Source organism: Enterobacter soli ATCC BAA-2102, assembly GCF_001654845.1.
Taxonomy (GTDB): Bacteria; Pseudomonadota; Gammaproteobacteria; order Enterobacterales; family Enterobacteriaceae; genus Enterobacter; species Enterobacter soli.
Genome location: NZ_LXES01000010.1, coordinates 1 through 25,987, shown reverse-complemented (window position 1 = coordinate 25,987; position 25,987 = coordinate 1). Strand labels below are relative to the sequence as shown.

Annotated in this window: 46 protein-coding genes; 39 read left to right on the top strand and 7 right to left on the bottom strand. The window is 50.3% G+C overall.

Annotation, left to right across the window (positions count from 1 at the left end):
* Nucleotides 1-183: 183 nt before the first annotated feature.
* Together bfd and bfr are read left to right on the top strand one after the other, a co-directional pair.
* Entirely contained in the window at nucleotides 184-378 is a 195-nt protein-coding gene (gene bfd, locus M987_RS03700; protein WP_008503493.1) for a bacterioferritin-associated ferredoxin, read from the top strand.
* 72 nt (nucleotides 379-450) lie between these two features.
* A complete protein-coding gene (gene bfr / locus M987_RS03695; protein WP_014072060.1) occupies nucleotides 451-927 on the top strand; it encodes a bacterioferritin in 477 nt (158 codons plus the stop codon).
* Here bfr and M987_RS03690 read toward each other — a convergent pair.
* On the bottom strand, nucleotides 911-1,384 hold the full coding sequence (locus tag M987_RS03690; protein ID WP_014072059.1) for a prepilin peptidase: 474 nt from the start codon (nucleotides 1,382-1,384) through the stop codon (nucleotides 911-913). The two genes, bfr and M987_RS03690, sit on opposite strands and share 17 nt — an antisense overlap.
* Nucleotides 1,385-1,764: 380 nt before the next feature.
* Here M987_RS03690 and rpsJ point away from each other — a divergent pair, with 380 nt between their 5' ends.
* From rpsJ to M987_RS03535, 31 genes are all read left to right on the top strand, one after another.
* Nucleotides 1,765-2,076, top strand: coding sequence for a 30S ribosomal protein S10 (gene rpsJ / locus M987_RS03685; RefSeq protein WP_001181005.1), 312 nt, complete (start codon nucleotides 1,765-1,767; stop codon nucleotides 2,074-2,076).
* Nucleotides 2,077-2,108: 32 nt separating this feature from the next.
* Nucleotides 2,109-2,738, top strand: a complete 630-nt coding sequence (gene rplC / locus M987_RS03680; RefSeq protein WP_006178923.1) for a 50S ribosomal protein L3 — start codon at nucleotides 2,109-2,111, stop codon at nucleotides 2,736-2,738.
* A gap of 10 nt (nucleotides 2,739-2,748) precedes the next feature.
* Nucleotides 2,749-3,354: a 50S ribosomal protein L4 gene (gene rplD, locus M987_RS03675; RefSeq protein ID WP_003031119.1), complete on the top strand. Its 606-nt coding sequence runs from the start codon at nucleotides 2,749-2,751 to the stop codon at nucleotides 3,352-3,354.
* Entirely contained in the window at nucleotides 3,351-3,653 is a 303-nt protein-coding gene (gene rplW / locus M987_RS03670) for a 50S ribosomal protein L23 (RefSeq protein WP_000617546.1), read from the top strand. The genes rplD and rplW overlap by 4 nt, the downstream gene beginning before the upstream one ends.
* Before the next feature lie 17 nt (nucleotides 3,654-3,670).
* Nucleotides 3,671-4,492 carry a 50S ribosomal protein L2 gene (gene rplB / locus M987_RS03665; RefSeq protein WP_000301859.1) on the top strand — a complete coding sequence of 274 codons (822 nt, stop codon included), beginning with the start codon at nucleotides 3,671-3,673 and terminating at the stop codon, nucleotides 4,490-4,492.
* Nucleotides 4,493-4,508: 16 nt separating this feature from the next.
* Entirely contained in the window at nucleotides 4,509-4,787 is a 279-nt protein-coding gene (rpsS, locus tag M987_RS03660) for a 30S ribosomal protein S19 (protein WP_001138115.1), read from the top strand.
* Nucleotides 4,788-4,801: 14 nt separating this feature from the next.
* Complete coding sequence (gene rplV / locus M987_RS03655) at nucleotides 4,802-5,134, top strand: 50S ribosomal protein L22 (protein ID WP_002919773.1); 333 nt, start codon at nucleotides 4,802-4,804, stop codon at nucleotides 5,132-5,134.
* A gap of 17 nt (nucleotides 5,135-5,151) precedes the next feature.
* Nucleotides 5,152-5,853: a 30S ribosomal protein S3 gene (rpsC, locus tag M987_RS03650; protein WP_000529945.1), complete on the top strand. Its 702-nt coding sequence runs from the start codon at nucleotides 5,152-5,154 to the stop codon at nucleotides 5,851-5,853.
* A 12-nt stretch (nucleotides 5,854-5,865) separates the two neighbouring features.
* A complete protein-coding gene (rplP, locus tag M987_RS03645; RefSeq protein WP_002919759.1) occupies nucleotides 5,866-6,276 on the top strand; it encodes a 50S ribosomal protein L16 in 411 nt (136 codons plus the stop codon).
* Nucleotides 6,276-6,467: a 50S ribosomal protein L29 gene (rpmC, locus tag M987_RS03640; protein WP_006817276.1), complete on the top strand. Its 192-nt coding sequence runs from the start codon at nucleotides 6,276-6,278 to the stop codon at nucleotides 6,465-6,467. The genes rplP and rpmC overlap by 1 nt, the downstream gene beginning before the upstream one ends.
* A complete protein-coding gene (gene rpsQ / locus M987_RS03635) occupies nucleotides 6,467-6,721 on the top strand; it encodes a 30S ribosomal protein S17 (RefSeq protein WP_008503489.1) in 255 nt (84 codons plus the stop codon). Before rpmC ends, rpsQ begins: the two co-directional genes overlap by 1 nt.
* Nucleotides 6,722-6,887: 166 nt before the next feature.
* Nucleotides 6,888-7,259: a 50S ribosomal protein L14 gene (gene rplN / locus M987_RS03630; protein WP_002919748.1), complete on the top strand. Its 372-nt coding sequence runs from the start codon at nucleotides 6,888-6,890 to the stop codon at nucleotides 7,257-7,259.
* Between the two features lie 10 nt (nucleotides 7,260-7,269).
* Nucleotides 7,270-7,584, top strand: coding sequence for a 50S ribosomal protein L24 (gene rplX / locus M987_RS03625; protein WP_003863287.1), 315 nt, complete (start codon nucleotides 7,270-7,272; stop codon nucleotides 7,582-7,584).
* 14 nt (nucleotides 7,585-7,598) lie between these two features.
* Nucleotides 7,599-8,138 carry a 50S ribosomal protein L5 gene (rplE, locus tag M987_RS03620; protein WP_001096202.1) on the top strand — a complete coding sequence of 180 codons (540 nt, stop codon included), beginning with the start codon at nucleotides 7,599-7,601 and terminating at the stop codon, nucleotides 8,136-8,138.
* A gap of 14 nt (nucleotides 8,139-8,152) precedes the next feature.
* Entirely contained in the window at nucleotides 8,153-8,458 is a 306-nt protein-coding gene (gene rpsN, locus M987_RS03615; protein ID WP_003863291.1) for a 30S ribosomal protein S14, read from the top strand.
* 30 nt (nucleotides 8,459-8,488) lie between these two features.
* The gene (gene rpsH, locus M987_RS03610; RefSeq protein ID WP_014072058.1) at nucleotides 8,489-8,881 is read left to right on the top strand and encodes a 30S ribosomal protein S8; all 393 of its coding nucleotides are present in this window, start codon (nucleotides 8,489-8,491) and stop codon (nucleotides 8,879-8,881) included.
* A 12-nt stretch (nucleotides 8,882-8,893) separates the two neighbouring features.
* Nucleotides 8,894-9,427: a 50S ribosomal protein L6 gene (rplF, locus tag M987_RS03605; RefSeq protein ID WP_006178917.1), complete on the top strand. Its 534-nt coding sequence runs from the start codon at nucleotides 8,894-8,896 to the stop codon at nucleotides 9,425-9,427.
* Nucleotides 9,428-9,436: 9 nt separating this feature from the next.
* Nucleotides 9,437-9,790, top strand: a complete 354-nt coding sequence (gene rplR, locus M987_RS03600; RefSeq protein ID WP_013099023.1) for a 50S ribosomal protein L18 — start codon at nucleotides 9,437-9,439, stop codon at nucleotides 9,788-9,790.
* Nucleotides 9,791-9,804: 14 nt separating this feature from the next.
* Entirely contained in the window at nucleotides 9,805-10,305 is a 501-nt protein-coding gene (gene rpsE / locus M987_RS03595; RefSeq protein WP_002438697.1) for a 30S ribosomal protein S5, read from the top strand.
* 6 nt (nucleotides 10,306-10,311) lie between these two features.
* Nucleotides 10,312-10,491 carry a 50S ribosomal protein L30 gene (gene rpmD, locus M987_RS03590; RefSeq protein ID WP_003863301.1) on the top strand — a complete coding sequence of 60 codons (180 nt, stop codon included), beginning with the start codon at nucleotides 10,312-10,314 and terminating at the stop codon, nucleotides 10,489-10,491.
* A 3-nt stretch (nucleotides 10,492-10,494) separates the two neighbouring features.
* The gene (rplO, locus tag M987_RS03585; RefSeq protein WP_003863304.1) at nucleotides 10,495-10,929 is read left to right on the top strand and encodes a 50S ribosomal protein L15; all 435 of its coding nucleotides are present in this window, start codon (nucleotides 10,495-10,497) and stop codon (nucleotides 10,927-10,929) included.
* Between the two features lie 7 nt (nucleotides 10,930-10,936).
* The gene (gene secY, locus M987_RS03580; protein WP_003863305.1) at nucleotides 10,937-12,268 is read left to right on the top strand and encodes a preprotein translocase subunit SecY; all 1,332 of its coding nucleotides are present in this window, start codon (nucleotides 10,937-10,939) and stop codon (nucleotides 12,266-12,268) included.
* Between the two features lie 31 nt (nucleotides 12,269-12,299).
* The gene (gene rpmJ / locus M987_RS03575; RefSeq protein WP_000868187.1) at nucleotides 12,300-12,416 is read left to right on the top strand and encodes a 50S ribosomal protein L36; all 117 of its coding nucleotides are present in this window, start codon (nucleotides 12,300-12,302) and stop codon (nucleotides 12,414-12,416) included.
* Between the two features lie 146 nt (nucleotides 12,417-12,562).
* Entirely contained in the window at nucleotides 12,563-12,919 is a 357-nt protein-coding gene (gene rpsM / locus M987_RS03570; RefSeq protein ID WP_003031135.1) for a 30S ribosomal protein S13, read from the top strand.
* A gap of 16 nt (nucleotides 12,920-12,935) precedes the next feature.
* On the top strand, nucleotides 12,936-13,325 hold the full coding sequence (gene rpsK, locus M987_RS03565; protein WP_003863312.1) for a 30S ribosomal protein S11: 390 nt from the start codon (nucleotides 12,936-12,938) through the stop codon (nucleotides 13,323-13,325).
* 34 nt (nucleotides 13,326-13,359) lie between these two features.
* Entirely contained in the window at nucleotides 13,360-13,980 is a 621-nt protein-coding gene (rpsD, locus tag M987_RS03560) for a 30S ribosomal protein S4 (protein ID WP_003863314.1), read from the top strand.
* A gap of 25 nt (nucleotides 13,981-14,005) precedes the next feature.
* The gene (locus tag M987_RS03555) at nucleotides 14,006-14,995 is read left to right on the top strand and encodes a DNA-directed RNA polymerase subunit alpha (protein ID WP_002919219.1); all 990 of its coding nucleotides are present in this window, start codon (nucleotides 14,006-14,008) and stop codon (nucleotides 14,993-14,995) included.
* Nucleotides 14,996-15,035: 40 nt separating this feature from the next.
* A complete protein-coding gene (rplQ, locus tag M987_RS03550) occupies nucleotides 15,036-15,422 on the top strand; it encodes a 50S ribosomal protein L17 (protein ID WP_001216372.1) in 387 nt (128 codons plus the stop codon).
* A 107-nt stretch (nucleotides 15,423-15,529) separates the two neighbouring features.
* On the top strand, nucleotides 15,530-15,898 hold the full coding sequence (locus M987_RS03545; protein ID WP_014072057.1) for a DnaJ family domain-containing protein: 369 nt from the start codon (nucleotides 15,530-15,532) through the stop codon (nucleotides 15,896-15,898).
* Between the two features lie 2 nt (nucleotides 15,899-15,900).
* The gene (gene zntR / locus M987_RS03540) at nucleotides 15,901-16,326 is read left to right on the top strand and encodes a Zn(2+)-responsive transcriptional regulator (protein WP_014072056.1); all 426 of its coding nucleotides are present in this window, start codon (nucleotides 15,901-15,903) and stop codon (nucleotides 16,324-16,326) included.
* Between the two features lie 57 nt (nucleotides 16,327-16,383).
* On the top strand, nucleotides 16,384-16,599 hold the full coding sequence (locus M987_RS03535; RefSeq protein ID WP_014072055.1) for an alternative ribosome-rescue factor A: 216 nt from the start codon (nucleotides 16,384-16,386) through the stop codon (nucleotides 16,597-16,599).
* Here M987_RS03535 and mscL read toward each other — a convergent pair whose 3' ends face one another.
* From mscL to def, 5 genes are all read right to left on the bottom strand, one after another.
* Nucleotides 16,600-17,010, bottom strand: coding sequence for a large-conductance mechanosensitive channel protein MscL (gene mscL, locus M987_RS03530; protein ID WP_014072054.1), 411 nt, complete (start codon nucleotides 17,008-17,010; stop codon nucleotides 16,600-16,602).
* Nucleotides 17,011-17,156: 146 nt separating this feature from the next.
* Nucleotides 17,157-18,533, bottom strand: coding sequence for a Trk system potassium transporter TrkA (trkA, locus tag M987_RS03525; protein WP_013099016.1), 1,377 nt, complete (start codon nucleotides 18,531-18,533; stop codon nucleotides 17,157-17,159).
* A gap of 21 nt (nucleotides 18,534-18,554) precedes the next feature.
* Nucleotides 18,555-19,841 carry a 16S rRNA (cytosine(967)-C(5))-methyltransferase RsmB gene (gene rsmB, locus M987_RS03520; protein WP_041162297.1) on the bottom strand — a complete coding sequence of 429 codons (1,287 nt, stop codon included), beginning with the start codon at nucleotides 19,839-19,841 and terminating at the stop codon, nucleotides 18,555-18,557.
* A 52-nt stretch (nucleotides 19,842-19,893) separates the two neighbouring features.
* Nucleotides 19,894-20,841, bottom strand: a complete 948-nt coding sequence (gene fmt / locus M987_RS03515; protein ID WP_014072051.1) for a methionyl-tRNA formyltransferase — start codon at nucleotides 20,839-20,841, stop codon at nucleotides 19,894-19,896.
* Nucleotides 20,842-20,864: 23 nt separating this feature from the next.
* Nucleotides 20,865-21,374 carry a peptide deformylase gene (gene def, locus M987_RS03510; protein ID WP_014072050.1) on the bottom strand — a complete coding sequence of 170 codons (510 nt, stop codon included), beginning with the start codon at nucleotides 21,372-21,374 and terminating at the stop codon, nucleotides 20,865-20,867.
* A 127-nt stretch (nucleotides 21,375-21,501) separates the two neighbouring features.
* Here def and dprA point away from each other — a divergent pair, with 127 nt between their 5' ends.
* From dprA to M987_RS03480, 6 genes are read left to right on the top strand one after another with little or no spacing between them, the layout of a single operon-like run.
* Complete coding sequence (gene dprA / locus M987_RS03505; RefSeq protein WP_041162296.1) at nucleotides 21,502-22,626, top strand: DNA-protecting protein DprA; 1,125 nt, start codon at nucleotides 21,502-21,504, stop codon at nucleotides 22,624-22,626.
* Nucleotides 22,598-23,071 carry a DUF494 family protein Smg gene (gene smg / locus M987_RS03500; RefSeq protein ID WP_014072048.1) on the top strand — a complete coding sequence of 158 codons (474 nt, stop codon included), beginning with the start codon at nucleotides 22,598-22,600 and terminating at the stop codon, nucleotides 23,069-23,071. Before dprA ends, smg begins: the two co-directional genes overlap by 29 nt.
* 27 nt (nucleotides 23,072-23,098) lie before the next feature.
* Nucleotides 23,099-23,653, top strand: a complete 555-nt coding sequence (locus tag M987_RS03495) for a DNA topoisomerase family protein (protein WP_014072047.1) — start codon at nucleotides 23,099-23,101, stop codon at nucleotides 23,651-23,653.
* On the top strand, nucleotides 23,646-24,218 hold the full coding sequence (tsaC, locus tag M987_RS03490) for an L-threonylcarbamoyladenylate synthase type 1 TsaC (RefSeq protein WP_014072046.1): 573 nt from the start codon (nucleotides 23,646-23,648) through the stop codon (nucleotides 24,216-24,218). The genes M987_RS03495 and tsaC overlap by 8 nt, the downstream gene beginning before the upstream one ends.
* Nucleotides 24,219-24,222: 4 nt before the next feature.
* On the top strand, nucleotides 24,223-25,041 hold the full coding sequence (gene aroE / locus M987_RS03485) for a shikimate dehydrogenase (protein WP_041162295.1): 819 nt from the start codon (nucleotides 24,223-24,225) through the stop codon (nucleotides 25,039-25,041).
* Complete coding sequence (locus M987_RS03480; protein ID WP_014072044.1) at nucleotides 25,038-25,286, top strand: DUF1488 family protein; 249 nt, start codon at nucleotides 25,038-25,040, stop codon at nucleotides 25,284-25,286. The genes aroE and M987_RS03480 overlap by 4 nt, the downstream gene beginning before the upstream one ends.
* On the opposite strand, the gene M987_RS03475 is transcribed toward M987_RS03480, so the two are convergent.
* Nucleotides 25,262-25,816 carry a gamma carbonic anhydrase family protein gene (locus tag M987_RS03475; RefSeq protein ID WP_014072043.1) on the bottom strand — a complete coding sequence of 185 codons (555 nt, stop codon included), beginning with the start codon at nucleotides 25,814-25,816 and terminating at the stop codon, nucleotides 25,262-25,264. The genes M987_RS03480 and M987_RS03475 overlap by 25 nt on opposite strands.
* Between the last annotated feature and the right edge of the window lie 171 nt (nucleotides 25,817-25,987).

The window sequence follows — 25,987 nt, the reverse complement described above, 5'->3', positions numbered from 1 at the left end:
GGGCTAATTAATTATCCCTGAATAAAAAAAGGACGCTTCGGCGTCCTTTTTTATTGTCTTCATTTTCCTTGTCACAAATTTTCGCATTTTTTGTTCGTTCCCGTCCCGCATCTCCGCGTATGTGCTATTGTAATCATAACTATTCTCACTTACACTTTGCGCATAATTTGAACGGGAGTATTTATGTACGTTTGTTTATGTAATGGTGTGAGTGACAAAAAAATACGTCAGGCCGTTCGCCAGTTCCAGCCTCAATCGTTCCAGCAGTTGCGCAAATTTGTTCCAGTTGGAAATCAATGTGGTAAGTGTGTACGCGCAGCCCGTGAAATCATGCAGGATGAGCTTATGCAGATCCCAGAGTATAAAGAGATCGCTTAAGCCCCAATCTTTTTTTTGACATCCCTGTAGCCCCATCTACGCTTCAATAAGTGGAAGCGGAGGGACTATATAATGAAAGGTGATGTTAAAATCATAAGTTATCTCAATAAATTATTGGGAAATGAGCTTGTCGCAATCAACCAGTATTTTCTCCATGCGAGAATGTTTAAAAACTGGGGACTGACGCGTCTTAACGACGTCGAATATCATGAATCCATCGATGAAATGAAACACGCCGATAAATATATCGAGCGTATTCTTTTCCTTGAGGGCATTCCTAACTTGCAGGATCTTGGCAAACTTGGCATTGGTGAAGATGTCGAGGAGATGTTGCGTTCCGACCTTGCGCTAGAACTTGATGGCGCCAAAGACCTTCGTGAAGCCATCGCCTACGCAGACAGCGTTCATGACTATGTTAGCCGCGATATGATGATCCAGATTCTGGCAGATGAAGAAGGTCACATTGACTGGCTGGAAACTGAACTCGATCTCATCGGTAAACTCGGTATACAGAACTATCTCCAGTCCCAGATTAAAGTGGAAGATTGATTACACTTTGCCAGCCAGAACATAAACCCGCTGCCGCCAGAAATGGCCCGAAAGGCAGTGGGTTTTTCAATACCTGATTATCCGGGTAACGACAAAACTGGATACCAACATACAGAAGCGCGGTGAGTGCTGCCGTTAATGCAAGGACAGGCAAAACACACCACCCGTGCCAGGTCCCAAGCGCAGCAAGATATTTCACATCCCCATATCCCATTCCTTCGCGTTTACTCGCCAGTCGATATCCCCAGTAGATAACCGCAAACCCGGCGTAACCTGCCAGTGCCCCAATGACCGCGTTGGGTAGGAAATCAGGATTAACGCAAAGATGAAAAACAAGACCGCTCCACAAAAGCGGGCAGAGATATTTGTCCGGCAAAATCCCGGTAAGGATATCGCTGCGAACCAGTAGCACCGTCAGGACAAGATAGATAATCAGAAAGGGGAGAGTGGTTAGCATATCTGAGACCTCAGAGAGTGTTTCCGGGCATCATCTGCGCAACGCCTGCCAGTGGCAAATAACAAACTTTAGCGCTGCGCACCTGTTTCAGGAAAATGAGTTAACCAGGCTACATTTCATACCACACTGCGGCCCGACACGCAGTGTGGTCCCAGGCGCTTAATTACTAAACTACACTTGCGTCTGGCTCAGATTTACGTATAATGCGCGGGCTTGTCGTAATTGACGGCTGGTTCAATCTGAACCGGAGTAACTCATTTTGTTACTCAACAATGCTCCCAATTGGGGGGCTACGTAAGAACGGTTACACTCTCCCATCAATCGTAATGGGTTTGAGGAGTAATCATTTTCGTTTATAAAATAATTGGAGCTCTGGTCTCATGCAGAACCAAAGAATCCGTATCCGCCTTAAAGCGTTTGATCATCGTCTGATCGATCAATCAACCGCGGAAATCGTCGAGACTGCTAAGCGCACTGGTGCGCAAGTCCGTGGTCCGATCCCGCTGCCGACCCGCAAAGAGCGCTTCACCGTTCTGATCTCCCCGCACGTCAACAAAGACGCGCGTGATCAGTACGAAATCCGCACTCACAAGCGTCTGGTTGACATCGTTGAGCCAACTGAGAAAACCGTTGATGCTCTGATGCGTCTGGATCTGGCTGCCGGTGTAGACGTGCAGATCAGCCTGGGTTAATCAGGTCATCGAGCGATTGAGAGGTTGATACAATGATTGGTTTAGTCGGTAAAAAAGTGGGTATGACTCGCATCTTCACTGAAGATGGCGTTTCTATCCCAGTAACCGTAATCGAAGTTGAAGCAAACCGCGTTACTCAGGTTAAAGATCTGGCTAACGATGGCTACCGCGCTGTTCAGGTTACCACTGGTGCTAAAAAAGCTAACCGTGTAACCAAACCAGAAGCGGGTCACTTCGCTAAAGCTGGCGTAGAAGCTGGCCGTGGTCTGTGGGAATTCCGTCTTGCTGAAGGCGAAGAGTTCACCGTAGGTCAGGACATTAGCGTTGAGCTGTTTGCTGACGTTAAAAAAGTTGACGTAACCGGTACCTCTAAAGGTAAAGGTTTTGCTGGTACCGTTAAGCGCTGGAACTTCCGTACCCAGGACGCTACTCACGGTAACTCCTTGTCTCACCGCGTTCCGGGTTCTATCGGTCAGAACCAGACTCCGGGCAAAGTGTTCAAAGGCAAGAAAATGGCAGGTCAGCTGGGTAACGAACGTGTAACCGTTCAGAGCCTGGACGTAGTACGTGTTGACGCTGAGCGCAACCTGCTGCTGGTTAAAGGTGCAGTTCCGGGTGCAACCGGTAGCGACCTGATCGTTAAACCAGCTGTGAAGGCGTAAGGGGATAGCAATGGAATTAGTATTGAAAGACGCGCAGAGCGCGCTGACTGTTTCCGAAACTACCTTCGGTCGTGATTTCAACGAAGCGCTGGTTCACCAGGTTGTTGTTGCTTATGCAGCTGGTGCTCGTCAGGGTACTCGTGCTCAGAAGACTCGTGCTGAAGTAACTGGTTCTGGCAAAAAGCCATGGCGCCAGAAAGGTACCGGCCGTGCGCGTTCAGGTTCTATCAAGAGCCCGATCTGGCGTTCAGGTGGCGTGACCTTCGCTGCGCGTCCACAGGACCACAGTCAAAAAGTTAACAAAAAGATGTACCGCGGCGCGCTGAAAAGCATCCTGTCCGAACTGGTACGTCAGGATCGTCTGATCGTTGTCGAATCATTCTCTGTTGAAGCGCCTAAAACTAAGCTGCTGGCACAGAAACTGAAAGACATGGCTCTGGAAGATGTGCTGATCATCACCGGTGAGCTGGACGAGAACCTGTTCCTGGCCGCACGTAACCTGCACAAGGTTGACGTACGTGATGCGACTGGTATCGACCCGGTTAGCCTGATCGCCTTCGACAAAGTCGTAATGACTGCTGATGCTGTTAAGCAAGTTGAGGAGATGCTGGCATGATTCGTGAAGAACGTCTGCTGAAGGTGCTGCGTGCACCGCACGTTTCTGAAAAAGCGTCTACTGCGATGGAAAAAACTAACACCATCGTTCTCAAAGTTGCTAAAGACGCGACCAAAGCAGAGATCAAAGCTGCTGTGCAGAAACTGTTTGAAGTCGAAGTCGAAGTCGTTAACACCCTGGTAGTTAAAGGGAAAGTTAAACGTCACGGACAGCGTATCGGTCGTCGTAGCGACTGGAAAAAAGCTTACGTCACCCTGAAAGAAGGCCAGAATCTGGACTTCGTTGGCGGCGCTGAGTAAGTCGGAGGAGTAATACAATGGCAGTTGTTAAATGTAAACCGACATCTCCGGGTCGTCGCCACGTAGTTAAAGTGGTTAACCCTGAGCTGCACAAGGGCAAACCTTTTGCTCCGTTGCTGGAAAAAAACAGCAAATCCGGTGGTCGTAACAACAATGGCCGTATCACCACTCGTCACATCGGTGGTGGCCACAAGCAGGCTTATCGTATTGTTGACTTCAAACGCAACAAAGACGGTATCCCAGCAGTTGTTGAACGTCTTGAGTACGATCCGAACCGTTCCGCGAACATCGCGCTGGTTCTGTACAAAGACGGCGAACGCCGTTACATCCTGGCCCCTAAAGGCCTGAAAGCTGGCGACCAGATTCAGTCTGGCGTTGATGCTGCAATCAAAGCAGGCAACACCCTGCCGATGCGCAATATCCCGGTTGGTTCTACCGTTCATAACGTAGAAATGAAACCAGGTAAAGGCGGTCAGTTGGCTCGTTCCGCTGGTACTTACGTTCAGATCGTTGCTCGTGACGGTGCTTATGTCACCCTGCGTCTGCGTTCTGGTGAAATGCGTAAAGTCGAAGCAGACTGCCGCGCTACTCTGGGCGAAGTTGGCAATGCTGAGCATATGCTGCGCGTTCTGGGTAAAGCAGGTGCTGCACGCTGGCGTGGTGTTCGTCCTACCGTTCGCGGTACTGCGATGAACCCAGTAGACCATCCACATGGTGGTGGTGAAGGTCGTAACTTTGGTAAGCACCCGGTAACTCCGTGGGGCGTTCAGACCAAAGGTAAGAAGACCCGCAGCAACAAGCGTACTGATAAATTTATCGTACGTCGCCGTAGCAAATAATTTTAGAGGATAAGCCATGCCACGTTCTCTCAAGAAAGGTCCTTTTATTGACCTGCACTTGCTGAAGAAGGTAGAGAAAGCGGTGGAAAGCGGAGACAAGAAGCCCCTGCGCACTTGGTCCCGTCGTTCAACGATCTTTCCTAACATGATCGGTTTGACCATCGCTGTCCATAATGGTCGTCAGCACGTTCCAGTCTTTGTTTCCGACGAAATGGTTGGTCACAAACTGGGTGAATTCGCACCGACTCGTACTTATCGCGGCCACGCTGCTGATAAAAAAGCGAAGAAGAAATAAGGTAGGAGGAAGAGATGGAAACTTTAGCTCAACATCGCCATGCTCGTTCTTCTGCTCAGAAGGTTCGCCTTGTTGCTGACCTGATTCGCGGTAAGAAAGTGTCGCAGGCCCTGGACATCCTGACCTATACCAACAAGAAAGCTGCGGTATTGGTCAAGAAAGTACTGGAATCTGCCATTGCTAACGCTGAACACAACGATGGCGCTGACATTGACGATCTGAAAGTTGCGAAAATTTTCGTAGACGAAGGCCCAAGCATGAAGCGCATTATGCCGCGTGCGAAAGGTCGTGCAGATCGCATCCTGAAGCGCACCAGCCACATTACTGTGGTTGTGTCCGATCGCTGAGACTCTGGAGACTAGCAATGGGTCAGAAAGTACATCCTAATGGTATTCGCCTGGGTATTGTAAAACCATGGAACTCTACCTGGTTTGCGAACACCAAAGAATTCGCTGACAACCTGGACAGCGATTTTAAAGTACGTCAGTACCTGACTAAGGAACTGGCTAAAGCGTCTGTATCTCGTATCGTTATCGAGCGTCCAGCTAAGAGCATCCGTGTGACTATTCACACTGCTCGTCCTGGCATCGTTATCGGTAAGAAAGGCGAAGACGTAGAAAAACTGCGCAAGGTCGTAGCGGATATCGCTGGCGTTCCTGCACAGATCAATATCGCTGAAGTTCGTAAGCCTGAACTGGACGCTAAATTGGTTGCTGACAGCATCACTTCTCAGCTGGAACGTCGTGTTATGTTCCGTCGTGCTATGAAGCGTGCTGTACAGAACGCAATGCGTCTGGGCGCTAAAGGTATCAAAGTTGAAGTTAGCGGCCGTCTGGGCGGCGCGGAAATCGCACGTACCGAATGGTACCGTGAAGGTCGCGTACCGCTGCACACTCTGCGTGCTGACATCGACTACAACACCTCTGAAGCGCACACCACTTACGGTGTAATCGGCGTTAAGGTATGGATCTTCAAAGGTGAGATCCTGGGTGGTATGGCTGCTGTTGAACAACCGGAAAAACCGGCTGCTCAACCTAAAAAGCAGCAGCGTAAAGGCCGTAAATAAGGAGCGTCGCTGATGTTACAACCAAAGCGTACAAAATTCCGTAAAGTGCACAAAGGCCGCAACCGTGGTCTGGCGCAGGGTACGGATGTTAGCTTCGGCACTTTCGGTCTGAAAGCTGTTGGCCGTGGTCGTCTGACTGCACGTCAGATCGAAGCAGCACGTCGTGCAATGACCCGTGCAGTTAAGCGTCAAGGTAAGATTTGGATCCGTGTATTCCCGGACAAACCAATCACCGAGAAGCCACTGGAAGTTCGTATGGGTAAAGGTAAAGGTAACGTGGAGTACTGGGTTGCCTTGATCCAGCCGGGCAAAGTCCTGTATGAAATGGACGGTGTTCCGGAAGAGCTGGCCCGTGAAGCATTCGGCCTTGCAGCAGCAAAACTGCCGATTAAAACCACCTTTGTAACTAAGACGGTGATGTAATGAAAGCAAATGAGCTGCGTGAAAAAAGCGTTGAAGAACTGAACGCCGAGCTGCTGAACCTGCTGCGCGAGCAGTTCAACCTGCGTATGCAGGCTGCAAGTGGCCAGCTGCAACAGACTCACCTGCTGAAGCAAGTGCGTCGCAATGTTGCACGCGTTAAGACTTTACTGACTCAGAAGGCGGGTGCGTAATGACCGATAAAATCCGTACTCTGCAAGGTCGTGTTGTTAGCGACAAAATGGAGAAATCCATCGTTGTTGCTATCGAACGTATTGTGAAACACCCGATCTACGGTAAATTCATCAAGCGTACGACCAAACTGCACGTACATGACGAGAACAACGAATGTGGTATCGGCGACAAGGTTGAAATCCGTGAATGCCGTCCACTGTCCAAGACTAAGTCCTGGACGCTGGTTCGCGTTGTAGAGAAAGCGGTTCTGTAATACAGTAAGCCTTCTCGATACGAATAAACGGCTCAGCGATGAGCCGTTTATTTTTTCTACCCATATTGCAGAAGCGGTGTTATAATGCCGCGCCCTCGATATGGGGCTTTTTAACGGCTCTGATTTTAGAGTCTCAGGTAGTAGTTGACATTAGCGGAGCACTAAAATGATCCAAGAACAGACTATGCTGAACGTCGCCGACAACTCCGGTGCACGTCGCGTAATGTGTATCAAGGTTCTGGGTGGCTCGCACCGTCGCTACGCAGGCGTAGGCGACATCATCAAGATCACCATCAAGGAAGCAATTCCACGTGGTAAGGTCAAAAAAGGTGATGTGCTGAAGGCGGTAGTGGTGCGCACCAAGAAGGGTGTTCGTCGCCCTGACGGTTCTGTCATTCGCTTCGATGGTAATGCATGCGTTATTTTAAACAATAACAGCGAGCAGCCTATCGGCACGCGTATCTTTGGGCCGGTAACTCGTGAACTTCGTACTGAGAAGTTCATGAAAATTATCTCTCTGGCACCAGAAGTACTCTAAGGAGCGAATCATGGCAGCGAAAATCCGTCGTGATGACGAAGTTATCGTGTTAACCGGTAAAGATAAAGGTAAACGCGGTAAAGTAAAAAATGTTCTGTCTTCCGGCAAACTTGTCGTTGAAGGTATCAACCTGGTTAAGAAACATCAGAAGCCGGTTCCGGCCCTGAACCAACCAGGCGGCATCGTTGAAAAAGAAGCTGCTATTCAGGTTTCTAACGTTGCAATCTTCAATGCGGCTACCGGTAAGGCTGACCGTGTAGGCTTTAGATTCGAAGACGGCAAAAAAGTCCGTTTCTTCAAGTCTAACAGCGAAACTATCAAGTAATTTGGAGTAGTACGATGGCGAAACTGCATGATTACTACAAAGACGAAGTAGTTAAGAAACTCATGACTGAGTTTAACTACAATTCTGTCATGCAAGTCCCTCGGGTCGAGAAGATCACCCTGAACATGGGTGTTGGTGAAGCGATCGCTGACAAGAAACTGCTGGATAACGCAGCAGCTGATCTGACAGCAATCTCCGGTCAAAAGCCGTTGATCACCAAAGCACGCAAATCAGTTGCAGGCTTCAAAATCCGTCAGGGCTATCCGATCGGCTGTAAAGTAACTCTGCGTGGCGAACGCATGTGGGAGTTCTTTGAGCGCCTGATCACTATTGCTGTACCGCGTATCCGTGACTTCCGTGGCTTGTCCGCTAAGTCTTTCGACGGTCGTGGTAACTACAGCATGGGTGTCCGTGAGCAGATCATCTTCCCAGAAATCGACTACGATAAAGTCGACCGCGTGCGTGGTTTGGATATTACCATTACCACTACTGCGAAATCTGACGAAGAAGGCCGTGCTCTGCTGGCTGCCTTTGACTTCCCGTTCCGCAAGTAAGGTAGGGTTACTGAATGGCTAAGCAATCAATGAAAGCACGCGAAGTAAAGCGCGTAGCTTTAGCTGATAAATTCTTCGCTAAACGCGCTGAACTGAAAGCGATCATTTCTGATGTGAACGCTTCCGACGAAGATCGTTGGAATGCGGTTCTCAAGCTGCAGTCTCTGCCGCGTGATTCCAGCCCGTCTCGTCAGCGTAACCGCTGCCGTCAAACAGGTCGTCCACATGGTTATGTGGGCAAGTTTGGGTTGAGCCGTATCAAACTGCGTGAAGCCGCCATGCGCGGTGAAGTACCAGGCTTGAAAAAGGCTAGCTGGTAATTACCAATTGAATCACGGGAGTAAAGACAGATGAGCATGCAAGATCCGATCGCGGATATGCTGACCCGTATCCGTAACGGTCAGGCCGCGAACAAAGTTGCGGTCACCATGCCTTCCTCCAAGCTGAAAGTGGCAATTGCCAACGTGCTGAAGGATGAAGGTTTTATCGAAGATTTTAAAGTTGAAGGCGACACCAAGCCGGAACTGGAAGTGACTCTTAAGTACTTCCAGGGTAAAGCTGTTGTAGAAAGCATTCAGCGTGTCAGCCGCCCAGGTCTGCGCATCTATAAGAAAAAAGATGAGCTGCCTAAAGTTATGGCTGGTCTTGGTATCGCAGTTGTTTCTACCTCTAAAGGTGTTATGACTGATCGTGCAGCGCGCCAGGCTGGTCTTGGTGGCGAAATTATCTGCTACGTAGCCTAATCGGAGGAAAAAATGTCTCGTGTTGCTAAAGCACCGGTCGTTATTCCTGCCGGCGTTGATGTAAAAATCGACGGTCAGGTTATTACGATCAAAGGTAAAAACGGCGAGCTGACTCGTACCCTCAACAATGCTGTTGAAGTTAAACATGCAGACAACGCTCTGACCTTCGGTCCACGTGATGGTTTCGTGGATGGATGGGCTCAGGCTGGTACCGCGCGTGCCCTGCTGAACTCAATGGTTGTTGGTGTTACCGAAGGCTTCACTAAAAAGCTTCAGCTGGTTGGTGTAGGTTATCGTGCAGCTATCAAAGGGAATGCAGTTGGCCTGTCTCTGGGCTTCTCACACCCTGTTGAGCATCCGCTGCCGGCCGGTATCACTGCAGAATGTCCGACTCAGACTGAAATCGTGCTGAAAGGCGCTGATAAACAGCTGATTGGCCAGGTTGCAGCAGATCTGCGCGCCTACCGTCGTCCTGAGCCTTACAAAGGCAAGGGTGTTCGTTACGCCGACGAAGTCGTGCGTACCAAAGAGGCTAAGAAGAAGTAAGGTAACACTATGGATAAGAAATCTGCTCGTATCCGTCGTGCGACCCGCGCACGCCGCAAGCTCAAAGAGCTGGGTGCAACTCGCCTGGTGGTACATCGTACCCCGCGTCACATTTACGCACAGGTAATTGCACCGAACGGTTCTGAAGTTCTGGTAGCTGCTTCTACTGTAGAAAAAGCTATCGCAGAACAATTGAAGTACACCGGTAACAAAGACGCCGCTGCAGCTGTAGGTAAAGCTGTTGCAGAACGCGCTCTGGAAAAAGGCATCAGCAATGTTTCCTTTGACCGTTCCGGGTTCCAATATCATGGTCGTGTCCAGGCACTGGCAGATGCTGCCCGTGAAGCTGGCCTTCAGTTCTAAGGTAGAGGTGTAAGATGGCTCACATCGAAAAACAAGCTGGCGAACTGCAGGAAAAGCTGATCGCGGTTAACCGCGTATCTAAAACCGTTAAAGGTGGTCGTATTTTCTCCTTCACAGCTCTGACTGTAGTTGGTGATGGTAACGGTCGCGTTGGTTTTGGTTACGGTAAAGCGCGTGAAGTTCCAGCAGCGATCCAGAAAGCGATGGAAAAAGCCCGTCGCAATATGATTAACGTCGCGCTGAACCACGGCACCCTGCAACACCCAGTTAAAGGTGTTCACACGGGTTCTCGTGTATTCATGCAGCCAGCTTCCGAAGGTACCGGTATCATCGCCGGTGGTGCAATGCGCGCCGTTCTGGAAGTTGCTGGAGTTCATAACGTTCTGGCTAAAGCATATGGTTCCACCAACCCGATCAACGTGGTTCGTGCAACTATTGATGGCCTGGAAAATATGAATTCTCCAGAAATGGTCGCTGCCAAGCGTGGTAAATCCGTTGAAGAAATTCTGGGGTAATTGACCATGGCAAAGACTATTAAAATCACTCAAACCCGCAGTGCAATCGGTCGTCTGCCGAAACACAAGGCAACGCTGCTTGGCCTGGGTCTGCGTCGTATTGGTCATACTGTTGAGCGCGAGGATACTCCTGCTGTTCGCGGTATGGTCAACGCGGTTTACTTCATGGTTAAAGTTGAGGAGTAAGAGATGCGTTTAAATACTCTGTCTCCGGCCGAAGGCTCTAAAAAGGCGGGTAAACGCCTGGGTCGTGGTATCGGTTCTGGCCTCGGTAAAACCGGTGGTCGTGGTCACAAAGGTCAGAACTCTCGTTCTGGCGGTGGCGTACGTCGCGGTTTCGAGGGTGGTCAGATGCCACTGTACCGTCGTCTGCCGAAATTCGGCTTCACCTCTCGCAAAGCAGCGATCACAGCGGAAATCCGTCTGTCTGACCTGGCGAAAGTTGAAGGCGGCGTTGTAGACCTGAACACGCTGAAAGCAGCTAACATTATCGGCATCCAGATCGAGTTCGCGAAAGTGATCCTGGCTGGTGAAGTTTCTACTCCGGTAACTGTTCGTGGCCTGCGTGTGACTAAAGGTGCTCGTGCTGCTATCGAAGCTGCTGGCGGTAAAATTGAGGAATAAGTAGCAGATGGCTAAGCAACCGGGATTAGATTTTCAAAGTGCCAAAGGTGGTTTTGGCGAGCTGAAACGCAGACTGCTGTTTGTTATCGGCGCGCTGATTGTTTTCCGTATTGGCTCTTTTATTCCGATCCCTGGTATCGATGCCGCTGTACTTGCCAAACTGCTTGAGCAACAGCGAGGCACCATCATTGAAATGTTCAACATGTTCTCTGGTGGTGCTCTCAGCCGTGCTTCTATCTTCGCATTGGGTATTATGCCGTATATCTCGGCATCCATTATTATCCAGCTGCTGACGGTCGTTCATCCGGCCTTAGCTGAGTTGAAGAAAGAAGGGGAGTCTGGACGTCGTAAGATTAGTCAGTACACCCGTTACGGCACTCTGGTGCTGGCTATATTCCAGTCGATCGGTATTGCTACCGGTCTGCCGAATATGCCTGGTATGCAGGGCCTGGTGTTAAACCCGGGCTTTGCATTCTATTTCACCGCTGTTGTAAGTCTGGTCACAGGAACCATGTTCCTGATGTGGCTCGGCGAACAGATTACTGAACGTGGTATCGGTAACGGTATCTCAATCATTATCTTCGCCGGTATTGTTGCGGGACTCCCGCCAGCCATTGCCCACACTATCGAGCAAGCGCGTCAAGGCGACCTGCACTTCCTCCTGTTGCTGTTGGTTGCAGTATTAGTATTTGCAGTGACGTTCTTTGTTGTCTTCGTTGAACGTGGTCAACGCCGCATTGTGGTGAACTACGCTAAACGTCAGCAGGGTCGTCGTGTCTATGCTGCACAGAGCACACATTTACCGCTGAAAGTGAATATGGCGGGGGTAATCCCGGCAATCTTCGCTTCCAGTATTATTCTGTTCCCGGCGACCATCGCGTCATGGTTCGGGGGCGGGACTGGTTGGAACTGGCTGACAACAATTTCGCTGTATTTGCAGCCTGGGCAACCACTTTATGTGTTACTCTATGCGTCTGCGATCATCTTCTTCTGTTTCTTCTACACGGCGTTGGTCTTCAACCCGCGTGAAACAGCAGATAACCTGAAGAAGTCCGGTGCATTTGTACCAGGAATTCGTCCGGGAGAGCAAACGGCGAAGTATATCGATAAAGTAATGACTCGCCTGACTTTGGTTGGTGCGCTTTATATTACTTTTATCTGCCTGATCCCGGAGTTCATGCGTGATGCAATGAAAGTACCGTTCTACTTCGGTGGGACTTCACTGCTTATCGTTGTTGTCGTGATTATGGACTTTATGGCTCAAGTGCAAACTCTGATGATGTCCAGTCAGTATGAGTCTGCATTGAAGAAGGCGAACCTGAAAGGCTACGGCCGCTAATTGGTCGCCTGAGAAGTTACGGAGAGTAAAAATGAAAGTTCGTGCTTCCGTCAAGAAATTATGCCGTAACTGCAAAATCGTTAAGCGTGATGGTGTCATCCGTGTGATTTGCAGTGCCGAGCCGAAGCATAAACAGCGCCAAGGCTGATTATTTCGCATATTTTTCTTGCAAAGTTGGGTTGAGCTGGCTAGATTAGCCAGCCAATCTTTTGTATGTCTGTACGTTTCCATTTGAGTATCCTGAAAACGGGCTTTTCAGCATGGTGCGTACATATTAAATAGTAGGAGTGCATAGTGGCCCGTATAGCAGGCATTAACATTCCTGATCAGAAACATGCTGTGATCGCATTAACTTCGATCTACGGCGTCGGCAAGACCCGTTCTAAGGCCATTCTGGCTGCAGCGGGTATCGCTGAAGATGTTAAGATCAGTGAGCTGTCTGAAGAACAAATCGACACGCTGCGTGACGAAGTTGCCAAATTTGTCGTTGAAGGTGATCTGCGCCGTGAAGTTAGCATGAGCATCAAGCGCCTTATGGATCTTGGTTGCTATCGCGGTTTGCGTCATCGTCGTGGTCTGCCAGTGCGCGGTCAGCGTACTAAGACCAACGCACGTACCCGTAAGGGTCCGCGCAAACCGATCAAGAAATAATCGGGGTGATTGAATAATGGCAAAGGCACCAGTTCGTGCACGTAAACGTGTAAGAAAACAAGTCTCTGACGGCGTGGCTCATATCCATGCTTCTTTCAACAACACCATCGTTACTATTACTGATCGTCAGGGTAACGCATTGGGTTGGGCAACAGCCGGTGGTTCCGGTTTCCGTGGTTCACGCAAATCCACTCCGTTTGCAGCTCAGGTTGCAGCAGAGCGTTGCGCTGAAGCCGTAAAAGAATACGGCATCAAGAATCTGGAAGTTATGGTTAAAGGTCCGGGTCCAGGCCGCGAATCTACTGTTCGTGCTCTGAACGCCGCTGGTTTCCGCATCACTAATATTACTGATGTGACTCCGATCCCTCATAACGGTTGTCGTCCGCCGAAAAAACGTCGCGTATAACGCGCTCGTTTTTTAGGTTAGTTGGAGATAGAAAATGGCAAGATATTTGGGTCCTAAGCTCAAGCTGAGCCGTCGTGAGGGCACCGACTTATTCCTTAAGTCTGGCGTTCGCGCGATCGATACCAAGTGTAAAATTGAACAAGCTCCTGGCCAGCACGGTGCGCGTAAACCGCGTCTGTCTGACTATGGTGTGCAGTTGCGTGAAAAGCAAAAAGTTCGCCGTATCTACGGTGTGCTGGAGCGTCAGTTCCGTAACTACTATAAAGAAGCAGCACGTCTGAAAGGCAACACTGGTGAAAACCTGTTGGCTCTGCTGGAAGGTCGTCTGGACAACGTTGTATACCGTATGGGCTTCGGCGCTACTCGTGCTGAATCACGCCAGTTGGTTAGCCACAAAGCAATCATGGTAAACGGTCGTGTTGTTAACATCGCTTCTTATCAGGTTAAAGCGAATGACGTTGTTAGCATTCGTGAGAAAGCGAAAAAGCAATCTCGCGTGAAAGCCGCTCTGGAGCTGGCTGAGCAGCGTGAAAAGCCAACCTGGCTGGAAGTTGATGCTGGCAAGATGGAAGGTACGTTCAAGCGTCAGCCAGAACGTTCTGATCTGTCTGCGGACATTAACGAACACCTGATCGTCGAGCTTTACTCCAAGTAAAGCTTAGTACCAAAGAGAGGACACAATGCAGGGTTCTGTGACAGAGTTTCTAAAACCGCGCCTGGTAGATATCGAGCAAGTGAGTTCGACGCACGCCAAGGTGACCCTTGAGCCTTTAGAGCGTGGCTTTGGCCATACTCTGGGTAACGCACTGCGCCGTATTCTGCTCTCATCGATGCCGGGTTGCGCGGTGACCGAGGTTGAGATTGATGGTGTACTTCATGAGTACAGCACCAAAGAAGGCGTTCAGGAAGATATCCTTGAAATCCTGCTCAACCTGAAAGGGCTGGCGGTGAGAGTTCAGGGTAAAGATGAAGTTATTCTTACTCTGAATAAATCTGGCATTGGCCCTGTGACTGCAGCCGACATCACCCACGACGGTGATGTTGAAATCGTCAAGCCGCAGCACGTGATCTGCCACCTGACCGATGAGAACGCAGCTATTAGCATGCGTATCAAAGTTCAGCGCGGTCGTGGTTATGTGCCGGCTTCTGCCCGAATTCATTCGGAAGAAGATGAGCGCCCAATCGGCCGTCTGCTGGTCGACGCATGTTACAGCCCTGTAGAGCGTATTGCCTACAATGTTGAAGCAGCGCGTGTAGAACAGCGTACCGACCTGGACAAGCTGGTCATCGAAATGGAAACCAACGGCACAATCGATCCTGAAGAGGCGATTCGTCGTGCGGCAACCATCCTGGCAGAACAACTTGAAGCTTTCGTTGACTTACGTGATGTTCGTCAGCCGGAAGTTAAAGAAGAGAAACCAGAATTCGATCCGATCCTGCTGCGCCCTGTTGACGATCTCGAATTGACTGTCCGCTCTGCTAACTGCCTCAAGGCAGAAGCTATCCACTATATCGGTGATCTGGTACAGCGTACCGAGGTTGAGTTGCTGAAAACGCCGAACCTGGGTAAAAAATCTCTTACTGAGATTAAAGACGTGCTGGCCTCACGTGGTCTGTCTCTGGGTATGCGCCTGGAAAACTGGCCACCGGCAAGCATTGCTGACGAGTAACCGGATCACAGGTTAAGGTTTTACTGAGAAGGATAAGGTCATGCGCCATCGTAAGAGTGGTCGTCAACTGAACCGCAACAGCAGCCATCGCCAGGCTATGTTCCGCAACATGGCAGGTTCACTGGTTCGTCATGAAATCATCAAGACGACCCTGCCTAAAGCGAAAGAGCTGCGTCGCGTAGTTGAGCCGCTGATTACTCTTGCCAAGACTGACAGCGTTGCTAATCGTCGTCTGGCATTCGCCCGTACTCGTGATAACGAGATCGTGGCAAAACTGTTTAACGAACTGGGTCCGCGTTTCGCGAGCCGTGCAGGTGGTTACACTCGTATTCTGAAGTGTGGCTTCCGTGCAGGCGACAACGCTCCGATGGCTTACATCGAGCTGGTTGATCGTTCTGAATCGAAAGCAGAAGCTGCTGCAGAGTAATCTGTAGTAACGTAAAAAGACCCGCTTCGGCGGGTTTTTTTATATCCGCTGCATCCCCACTTCTCTACAATAGTTGTATCTTTTCTGTTCATCCCCTGGAGTTCATTATGTGGTTGCTCGACCAGTGGGCAGAACGCCATATTTGCGATGCCCAAAGAAAAGGTGAGTTCGACAACCTTCCTGGTGTCGGTGCTCCGATAGCGCTGGATGACGATTCTCATGTCGCGCCTGAATTACGCTCCGGTTATCGTTTACTGAAAAATGCCGGTTGCTTACCCCCGGAACTTGAGCAGCGTAAAGAGGCTGTAGAACTTGTCGATTTGTTGAAAGGCATACGCAAGGACGATCCCCGACATCCTGAAATTAGCAGGCGCCTGGCCTTGATCGAATTGAAACTGCGCCAGGCAGGAATGAATACTGATTTTCTGCACGGCGAGTATTGTGAACGGCTGATGAACAAAATGAATGAGGAGTAGCTATGTATCGTATTGGTGAACTCGCAAAGCTTGCTAACGTTACACCGGATACTATTCGTTATTACGAAAAGCAGCAGATGATTGACCATGAGGTGCGCACGGAAGGCGGGTTCCGTCTTTATACCGATAATGACCTACAGCGTCTCCGGTTTATACGTTACGCGCGGCAGCTTGGTTTTACCCTTGAATCCATCCGCGAGCTTCTATCGATCCGCATCGATCCGACACATCATACGTGTCAGGAGTCGAAGAGCATTGTTCAGGCCAGACTGGATGAAGTAGAAGAACGGATCCAGGAGCTTCAGACAATGCAGCGATCCCTACAGCGCCTGAATGATGCCTGCTGTGGTACGGCCCATAGCAGTGTCTATTGCTCGATCCTCGAGGCACTCGAACAGGGCGCAAGTGGAGAAACACAGGGGTGTTGATTTTTAGTACGCTCAGGTCTAGACTCCGGTCGACTTAAACCATACTCAGGAGAAATTATGAGTCGCTATCAGCATACGAAGGGGCAAATTAAAGACAATGCCATTGAAGCCCTGCTCCATGATCCACTTTTCCGGCAGCGGGTAGAGAAAAACAAAAAGGGGAAAGGAAGTTATCTGCGTAAAGGCAAACATGGCAATCGGGGTAACTGGGAGGCCAGTGGCAAGAGAGCAAATTGCTTTTTTACCACTGGCCTTCCTGTTTTTACCTTCTGATTAAGAACGGTTATTTTGTTCTTTTAACAGGTCGCGGATTTCGGTCAACAATACTTCTTCTTTCGTTGGAGCAGGTGCTGCTGCCGGCTCTTCTTTTTTACGGTTAAGCTTGTTGATAAGCTTGATCGCCATAAAAATAGCAAACGCGACAATCACAAAATCGAAGATGTTCTGGATGAACACACCGTAATGCATCACAACCGCCGGGACATCACCCTGTGCATCCCGCAGCGTAACGGCGAACTGTTTAAAATCTATGCCCCCGATTAATAACCCTAAAGGTGGCATAATAATGTCGGCTACCAGTGATGAAACGATCTTACCGAACGCCGCACCAATAATGACACCCACAGCCAAATCCACCACATTCCCGCGCATCGCAAATTCGCGAAACTCTTTAATAAAACTCATTATGTTCTCCTTGTGCCCGCTGACGATTATAAGTTTAACAAATGATTAGCTAATTTCCATTGGTGATAAATAATCGTTATGAAAAATTAAAGGCATATTAATAAGAGGGTTAATGTCCGGGAGCCCTTTAAAGAGCACCCGGATCATTACAGGAAGAATGGACTTGGCTGGAATAAACGTTCGACGTCGGTAATAAACTTTTTATCGGTAAGGAACATAATGACATGGTCGCCTTGCTCGATACGCAAATTATCATTGGCGATCATGACATCGTTGCCGCGTACCACAGCTCCAATTATGGTGCCTGGCGGTAATTTAATTTCATCAATCGCCCTGCCAACCACGCGCGAGGTTGTTTCATCACCGTGTGCTACGGCTTCGATAGCCTCAGCGACACCACGACGAAGAGATGAAACGCCAACGATGTCAGCCTTACGAACGTGACTCAGCAGCGCAGAAATAGTGGCTTGTTGTGGTGAAATCGCAATATCGATCACACTTCCCTGAACCAGATCGACATAGGCCCGGCGCTGAATCAGCACCATTACCTTTTTGGCTCCCATCCGTTTTGCGAGCATGGCCGACATGATATTCGCTTCATCATCGTTGGTGACGGCAATAAACAGATCAACTTGATCAATATGTTCTTCGGCCAGCAACTCTTGATCCGACGCATCACCATAAAACACAATCGTGTTCTGTAACTTTTCAGCGAGCTCAGACGCACGTTGTTGATCGCGTTCGATCAACTTCACGCTGTAGTCCTTTTCAAGCCGACGTGCCAGGCCCGCGCCGATATTACCGCCACCGACCAGCATTATGCGTTTGTACGGCTTTTCGAGACGCTGAAGCTCACTCATCACCGCACGGATATGCTGAGAAGCGGCAATAAAGAAGACTTCATCACCGGCTTCGACAATGGTCGAGCCTTGCGGACGAATCGGCCTGTCGTGACGGAAAATGGCTGCGACGCGGGTATCGATATGCGGCATATGTTCGCGCATCGTCGAAAGCGCATTACCAATCAGTGGGCCACCGTAATAGGCTTTAACCACGGCCAGGCTCACTTTTCCTTCGGCGAAATTCACGACCTGGAGTGCGCCAGGGTATTCGATCAGGCGGTAAATGTTGTCGATGACCAGTTGTTCTGGCGCAATAAGATGGTCGATCGGAACCGCTTCAGAATTAAACAGTTTTTCCGCGTCACGGACATAATCCGGAGAGCGGATACGCGCAATCCTGTTTGGCGTGTTAAAAAGCGAGTACGCAACCTGGCACGCAACCATATTAGTTTCGTCCGAACTGGTTACCGCAACCAGCATATCGGCATCATCTGCACCGGCTTCGCGAAGCACTCGTGGGTGTGAACCGTGGCCTTGTACAACCCGAAGGTCAAACTTATCCTGCAAAACGCGCAGTCGATCGCCATTGGTATCGACAATTGTGATGTCGTTATTCTCACCAACAAGGTTTTCGGCCAGCGTTCCGCCGACCTGTCCTGCACCCAGAATGATTATCTTCATATCTTGCAGCCTGTTCTCACATCACTCTTTGATTAGCTTAGCGTAAAAGAAACCATCGCCTTCTTCAGCACCAGGCAAGTTTTGCAGACCAGGGCGCTCTGGCGTACCTGTGCCATGCAGTGAAGCATTTGGGGTACGTTTCAGGAATGCCGCGATCTGCTGACAGTTTTCTTCCGGAAGAACTGAACAGGTCGCATACACCAGCGTCCCGCCAGATTTCAGATGTGGCCAAACCGCATCGAGAATTTCGGCTTGCAGCTGGGCAAGTTCGTTGATGTCACGATCGCGACGCAGCCACTTGATGTCCGGGTGGCGGCGAATCACGCCGGTAGCCGAGCAGGGTGCATCCAGTAAGATGCGATCGAATTGTGTATCACCACACCATTCAGCTGGCTTGCGTCCGTCACCCTGTTTGACCTGCGCCTTTAGTCCTAAACGTTTCAGGTTGTCATAGACGCGAGAAAGACGCTGCTCGTCGACATCAACAGCCAATACACTGGCTTGCGGGGCAACTTCGAGAATATGAGTCGTCTTACCCCCAGGTGCCGCACAAAGGTCGAGGATCTGCTCACCATTTTGGGGCTCAAGCCATGTCATGCAGCCCTGAGCAGAGGCATCCTGAACCGTCACCCATCCCTCTTCAAAACCCGGTAACGCATGTACTGGTGCCGGGGTTTCTAAACGTACGGCATCAGGGTAGGCATCATGCGTGAATCCGTTCATACCAGATTCTTTCAGCAGGGCAAGCCACGCATCACGGGTATGATGATTACGGTTGATGCGTAACCACATAGGAGGACGCTGGTTATTGGCCCCGGCGATGTCCTGCCACTGCTGTGGATACGCTTTTTTAAGACGATTAAGCAGCCACGACGGGTGTAGGTACTGATTCTCGGTCCGGGCAAATTCGGCCAGCAGCTCTTCTTGCTGGCGCTGGAACTGGCGTAGCACTCCGTTGATCAATCCTTTTAGTTGCGGACGTTTAATGGCAACGGCGCCTTCTACCGTTTCTGCCAGTGCAGCGTGAGGCGGGATACGGGTATGAAGCAGCTGGTAGAATCCAACCATAATCAGGTAATGCACGGTGCGCTGCTTTCCTGTCATCGGGCGTGACATCAGCTTGTTAATCAGCCACTCAAGCTGGGAAAGGGTGCGCAGGACACCAAAGCACAACTCCTGAAGCAGTGCTTTGTCTTTGTCCGAAACTTTCTGTTGAAGTGGCGGCAGCACATTGCTCAGCGACTGCCCTTGCTCAACCACTTGTTCGACGGCCTGCGCCGCCATACTGCGTAGATTTTGTTTTTTCATAGCCGTAAAAATAAAAATGCCCGGAAACACCGGGCCTTAAGGATAAATTTTCTCAGGCAAGACGTTTGCCGGGGATAAACCATTCGCGACGGGAATTTAACAGATCCTGGGCACTCATCGCTTTCTTACCCGCAGGCTGGAGCGACTCAAGGTTCAAAATACCTTCTGCCGTTGCAACCTGGATACCCTGCTTGTTCGCATCGAGGATTGTACCAGGCTCTGCGCTTGAGTGACCCTCAATGACGGAGGCTTTCCAGACTTTTACTGGCTGATCATCGATCATTACCCAGCTCATCGGCCACGGGTTAAATGCTCGAATGCAGCGTTCAAGCTGAGCGGCCGACAATGACCAGTCGATCTGAGCTTCTTCTTTGCTCAGCTTTTCGGCATAGGTGACCAGCGCTTCATCCTGACCCTCAGGCTGTGCCGTATTATCCGCAAGCTGTTGCAGTGTCTCGATGAGCCCCTGAGGGCCAAGTTCCGCCAGCTTGTCGTAAAGCGTTGAGCTGGTGTCTTCTGCGGTAATCGGGCAGGCGAGTTTATACAGCATGTCGCCAGTGTCTAAACCTACGTCCATCTTCATAATAGTGACGCCAGTTTCAGAATCACCTGCCCACAAAGAACGCTGGATAGGCGCCGCACCGCGCCAGCGAGGCAGCAGAGAGCCGTGCACATTTACACAGCCCAGGCGAGGCATATCAAGAACAGCTTTTGGCAGAATTAAACCGTAAGCCACCACCACCATGACGTCGGCATTGAGATCGGCAACAAGTTGCTGATTTTCATGCGGACGTAAAGATGCTGGCTGGAATACAGGTAATCCATGCTCTTCTGCCAGCACTTTTACCGGGCTTGGCATCAGCTTTTTGCCGCGGCCAGCCGGGCGATCCGGTTGCGTAAATACACCCACAACCTGGTGGCCAGAAGATAACAGCGCGTCGAGATGACGCGCTGCAAAATCAGGAGTTCCTGCGAAGATAATACGTAGCGATGTAGACACGTTATTCCTTGTATCCCGGGATATTATGCACGAGAGCGCATACGATCCAGTTTCTCTACTTTCTGGCGAATGCGCTGTTGTTTCAGTGGCGAGAGGTAATCGATAAACAGTTTACCGACCAGGTGATCCATCTCATGCTGAATACAAATCGCCAGCAGTTCGTCAGCTTCCAGCTCGAACGGATTACCGTCACGATCCAGAGCGCGAATTTTCACTTTTTCGGCACGTGGCACTAAAGCACGCTGTTCTGGAATGGACAGACAGCCTTCCTCGATACCTGTTTCTCCACTCTTCTCGAGCAGTTCAGGGTTGATCAGCACCAGACGGCCATCGCGATTTTCAGAGACGTCAATCACGATAATACGCTTGTGAATGTCAACCTGCGTAGCCGCCAGGCCAATGCCTTCTTCGGCGTACATGGTATCGAACATATCATCGACGATACGCTGAATTTCTGCATTCACTTCTTTTACCGGTTCAGCGACGATGCGAAGGCGCTCGTCCGGAATATGTAACACTTGCAAAACTGCCATAAATTTCCAGAGTCGTATTCAGGAGTTGATAAGAATATTACCTCTATTCTAGACAAATCCCCCATCGATTGACAGCATCAGTGACCAATCGCAATGATTGCGGAGGCTGCTTATGGCAGGGAAAAGGATGACGTCTACAGAGATATGGTTACGGCTGATCAACACGACAACACTGTGCGGTGATGCAATGCTGGAAGCCGCCGCGTACCTGCTGCGCCAGACAAATATTGATAGTGTTACTATCAAAGGAGCAGGGCTGTCGGTTAGGCAAGCTGAGCGTTTTTTTGCACTCGGCGAGGCTGAGCTTGAGCGGAGCCTGATTTGGCTCGAACAGCCTGGTCATTGTCTGCTGCCCGCGAATGATCCCCGATATCCACCATTACTTCGAATGATACCGGATTACCCCGGTGCCATATTCGCTAAAGGGCATGTTGAAGTACTCAATAGTATCCAACTGGGGGTTGTGGGGAGCCGTTCGCCGTCCTGGTATGGTCAGCGCTGGGGAAAGATCCTGTGCGAGCAGCTGGCACAATGTGGCTTCACAATAACCAGCGGGCTGGCCTGTGGGATTGATGGTGTCGCTCACCGGGCGGCGCTGGCGGTTAAAGGAAGCAGCGTGGCGGTGTTGGGCAATGGCCTTTTCAGTATTTATCCGCGCAGGCATCTTTCCCTTGCCGATCAACTGATTGAGGGCGGCGGGGCGGTTATTTCTGAGTTCTCCTTATCAACATCTGCCTGGCCCGGTAATTTTCCTCGTCGTAACCGCATTATAAGCGGGTTGAGCCTCGGGGTTTTTGTGGTTGAGGCGGTCTTACGTAGCGGTTCGCTTGTTACCGCCAGATGTGCGCTGGAGCAGGGCCGTGAGGTTTTTGCTCTGCCGGGGCCAGTAGGAAATCCCGGGTGTGAAGGGCCGCACTGGCTGATAAAGCAGGGCGCTACGCCAGTGACATGTACAGAGGACATTCTGGAAAATTTGCGATATGGGCTGCACTGGCTTCAGGGAGAAGCCGAAAAGCGACAATATTCATCAGATCAGGAGGAGGTGGCATTGCCATTTCCCAAGCTCCTGGCTAACGTAGGAGATGAGGTAACACCTGTTGACGTTGTCGCTGAACGTGCCGGCCAACCTGTGCCAGTAACGGTAGCACAGCTACTCGAACTGGAGTTAGCAGGGTGGATCGCAGCTGTACCCGGCGGCTATGTCCGATTAAGGAGGGCAAGCCATGTTCGACGTACTGATGTATTTGTTTGAGACTTATATCCATAACGAAGCAGAAATGCGAGTGGATCAGGACAAATTGACACGGGATCTTACCGATGCGGGATTTGAGCGGGAAGATATTTATAATGCGTTGATGTGGTTAGAGAAACTGGCTGATTATCAGGAAGGCCTTGCCGAACCGATGCAGCTTGCTTCCGATCCGCTGTCTGTTCGCATCTATACAGCTGAAGAGTGTGAAAGGCTGGATGCCAGCTGCCGGGGATTTATTTTATTCCTTGAGCAGATTCAGGTGCTAAACCTCGAAACGCGAGAAATGGTGATAGAGCGCGTCATGGCGCTGGATACGGCAGAATTCGAACTGGAAGACCTCAAGTGGGTTATTCTGATGGTTCTGTTTAATATCCCGGGCTGTGAAAATGCCTATCAACAAATGGAAGAATTACTCTTTGAAGTGAATGAAGGTATGCTGCACTGATTCAAAGGTGCAGCACCAAGAGTTGTTATGGCCAAATCAGCACTATTCACGGTGCATAAAAATGAGCCCTGCCCGCAGTGCGGGGCTGAACTTGTCATTCGGTCCGGGAAACACGGTCCGTTTCTCGGTTGTTCACACTATCCGGAATGTGATTATGTCCGTCCCCTGAAAAGCCAGGCGGATGGGCATATCGTTAAGATTCTGGAGGGGCAGTTATGCCCTGTCTGCGGTGGTGAGTTAGCCTTGCGACAAGGCCGCTTCGGTATGTTTATCGGATGCAGCCACTACCCTGAATGTGAACATACAGAACAAATTGATAAACCAGATGAAACGGCAATCGCATGTCCACAATGTCAGAATGGACAGCTGGTTCAGCGCCGTTCCCGTTTTGGTAAGACCTTCCATTCTTGCGATCGCTATCCTGAATGCCAGTTCGTTATCAATTTCAAACCGGTAGCGGGGGTCTGCCCTCATTGCGACTATCCGTTACTAATAGAGAAGAAAACTGCGCAAGGCTTAAAACGTTTCTGCGCCAGTAAACAATGTGGAAAGCCGGTTGCGGCGGATCAAACCAGTGAATAATAACCTGCCATCAGGCTCCATTGCGTATGCAGTGGACGTACTGAAAAAAGAAGAAGTCATCGCTTATCCAACAGAAGCTGTATTTGGGGTCGGTTGCGACCCTGACAGCGAAACGGCTGTGGGCCGTCTGCTTGAGCTGAAACAACGGCCTGTCGAGAAAGGGCTGATACTGATTGCAGCAAATTACGATCAACTCAAACCCTATATAGATGATTCCATGCTGACGTCCGCGCAGCGGGAAACCATCTTCTCCGCATGGCCTGGCCCTGTAACCTTTGTTTTCCCGGCGCAGCCGACAACACCGCGCTGGCTAACCGGGCGTTTTGATTCCCTGGCCGTTCGTGTAACAGATCATCCGCTGGTGGTTGAGCTATGTCTGGCGTTCGGTAAACCTTTGGTGTCGACCAGCGCAAACCTGACCGGATTGCCACCTTGCAGGACTTCTGAAGAAGTGCTGGCGCAATTCGGGGATGATTTCCCGGTGGCTGTTGGTGAAACGGGCGGGCGCCTGAATCCCTCTGAAATCCGCGATGCTTTAACCGGCGAACGTTTTCGCCAGGGGTAATATGATGGAAACTTATGCCGTTTTTGGAAATCCGATTGCTCACAGCAAATCACCGCTGATTCATCAGCAGTTTGCTGAACAATTGCAGATAGACCATCCCTATGGCCGGGTACTAGCCCCAGTCGATGCGTTTGTTGCAACGCTGAATGCCTTTTTTGATGCGGGTGGTAAAGGTGCGAATGTCACCGTTCCCTTTAAAGAAGAAGCGTTTGAGCGAGCGGATGAACTTACTGAGCGAGCTTCTCTTGCTGGCGCAGTGAATACGCTTAAACGGCTTGAGGATGGGCGCCTGCTGGGTGATAACACTGACGGGATTGGGCTGTTGAGCGATCTGGAAAGGTTGTCATTTATAAAGCCAGGCTTCCGGGTATTGCTGATTGGTGCAGGTGGTGCATCACGCGGCGTGTTGCTGCCTCTGCTCTCTCTGGACTGTTCCGTAACCATTACTAACCGTACTTTCTCCCGTGCCGAAGAGTTAGCCGCATTGTTTGCGCATACAGGCAGTGTGAGTGCTGTCGCGCTGGATGATTTGGCGGAGCATGAGTTCGATCTGGTGATTAATGCAACCTCGAGCGGTATTGGCGGAGAAGTCCCTGCTATTCCTGCTTCGCTGGTGAGCGCCCATCTCTTTTTCTATGACATGTTCTACCAGAATGGAAAAACACCTTTCCTGAACTGGTGCGAACAGCATGGCGCAAAACATCTGGCTGATGGTCTTGGAATGCTGGTGGGGCAAGCGGCCCATGCCGTGTTGCTTTGGCATGGCGTGTTGCCGGCGGTCGAGCCTGTGATTGAGAAGCTGAAACAGGAACTGTCCGCGTGAATCAGGCCATTCACTTTCCCGACAGAGAAATCTGGGACGAGGAAAAACAAGCCGTTTGTTTCCCGGTACTGGTGCATGGGATGCAGTTGACCTGTGCAATCAGTAAGGACGTGTTGCTGGAACGCTTTGGCGGCACTCAGGCAATGGACGTATTTTGCGAAAATCGCTGGGATCTTGAAGAGGAAGCCAGCGATTTAATCCGCGACCAGCAGGAAGATGATCAAGGCTGGGTCTGGATATCCTGATCTAAATAGTCATTCTTCCATCTTACGTAGTTGTTCGCAGAGTATTTCAATCCTTCCATTTCCGCCTCTGTTAAGGGGCGGATCTGTTTTACCGGGCTGCCTAAATAGAGATAACCGCTTTCGAGTCGTTTATTTTGCGGGACCAGGCTACCGGCGCCAATCATCACATCATCTTCTATAACTACGCCATCCAGCAGGATTGAACCCATACCGACCAGAACCCGGTTGCCTATCGTGCAGCCGTGGAGCATCACTTTATGGCCAACGGTGACCTCTTCTCCGATGATAAGGGGATTGCCATCAGGGTTATACGAGGATTTGTGGGTTACATGCAGAACGCTGCCGTCCTGAATATTGGTGCGGGCACCTATCGCAACATAGTTAACGTCTCCCCTGATCGCAACGAGCGGCCAGATGCTGACATCGTCCGCCATTCGCACATCGCCGATGACAACACTGCTGGCATCGATCATCACGCGATCGCCTTTCTGGGGGAACAGATCTTTATAAGGACGCAGTACAGCTGACATATCTACCTCTATTAATAAACGCTATACAGAAGACTTTGATCGCATTTATGGATCGAGGCAAGGCCAAAATGCGTCAATATTTAAGCAAATCGGGTGGGATTTCAGCGAAAAGAGTGGAAAAGCAGCAGTCAGAAAAAAAGATCTAAAAAACGCTTGTGCTAAAAACTGGGA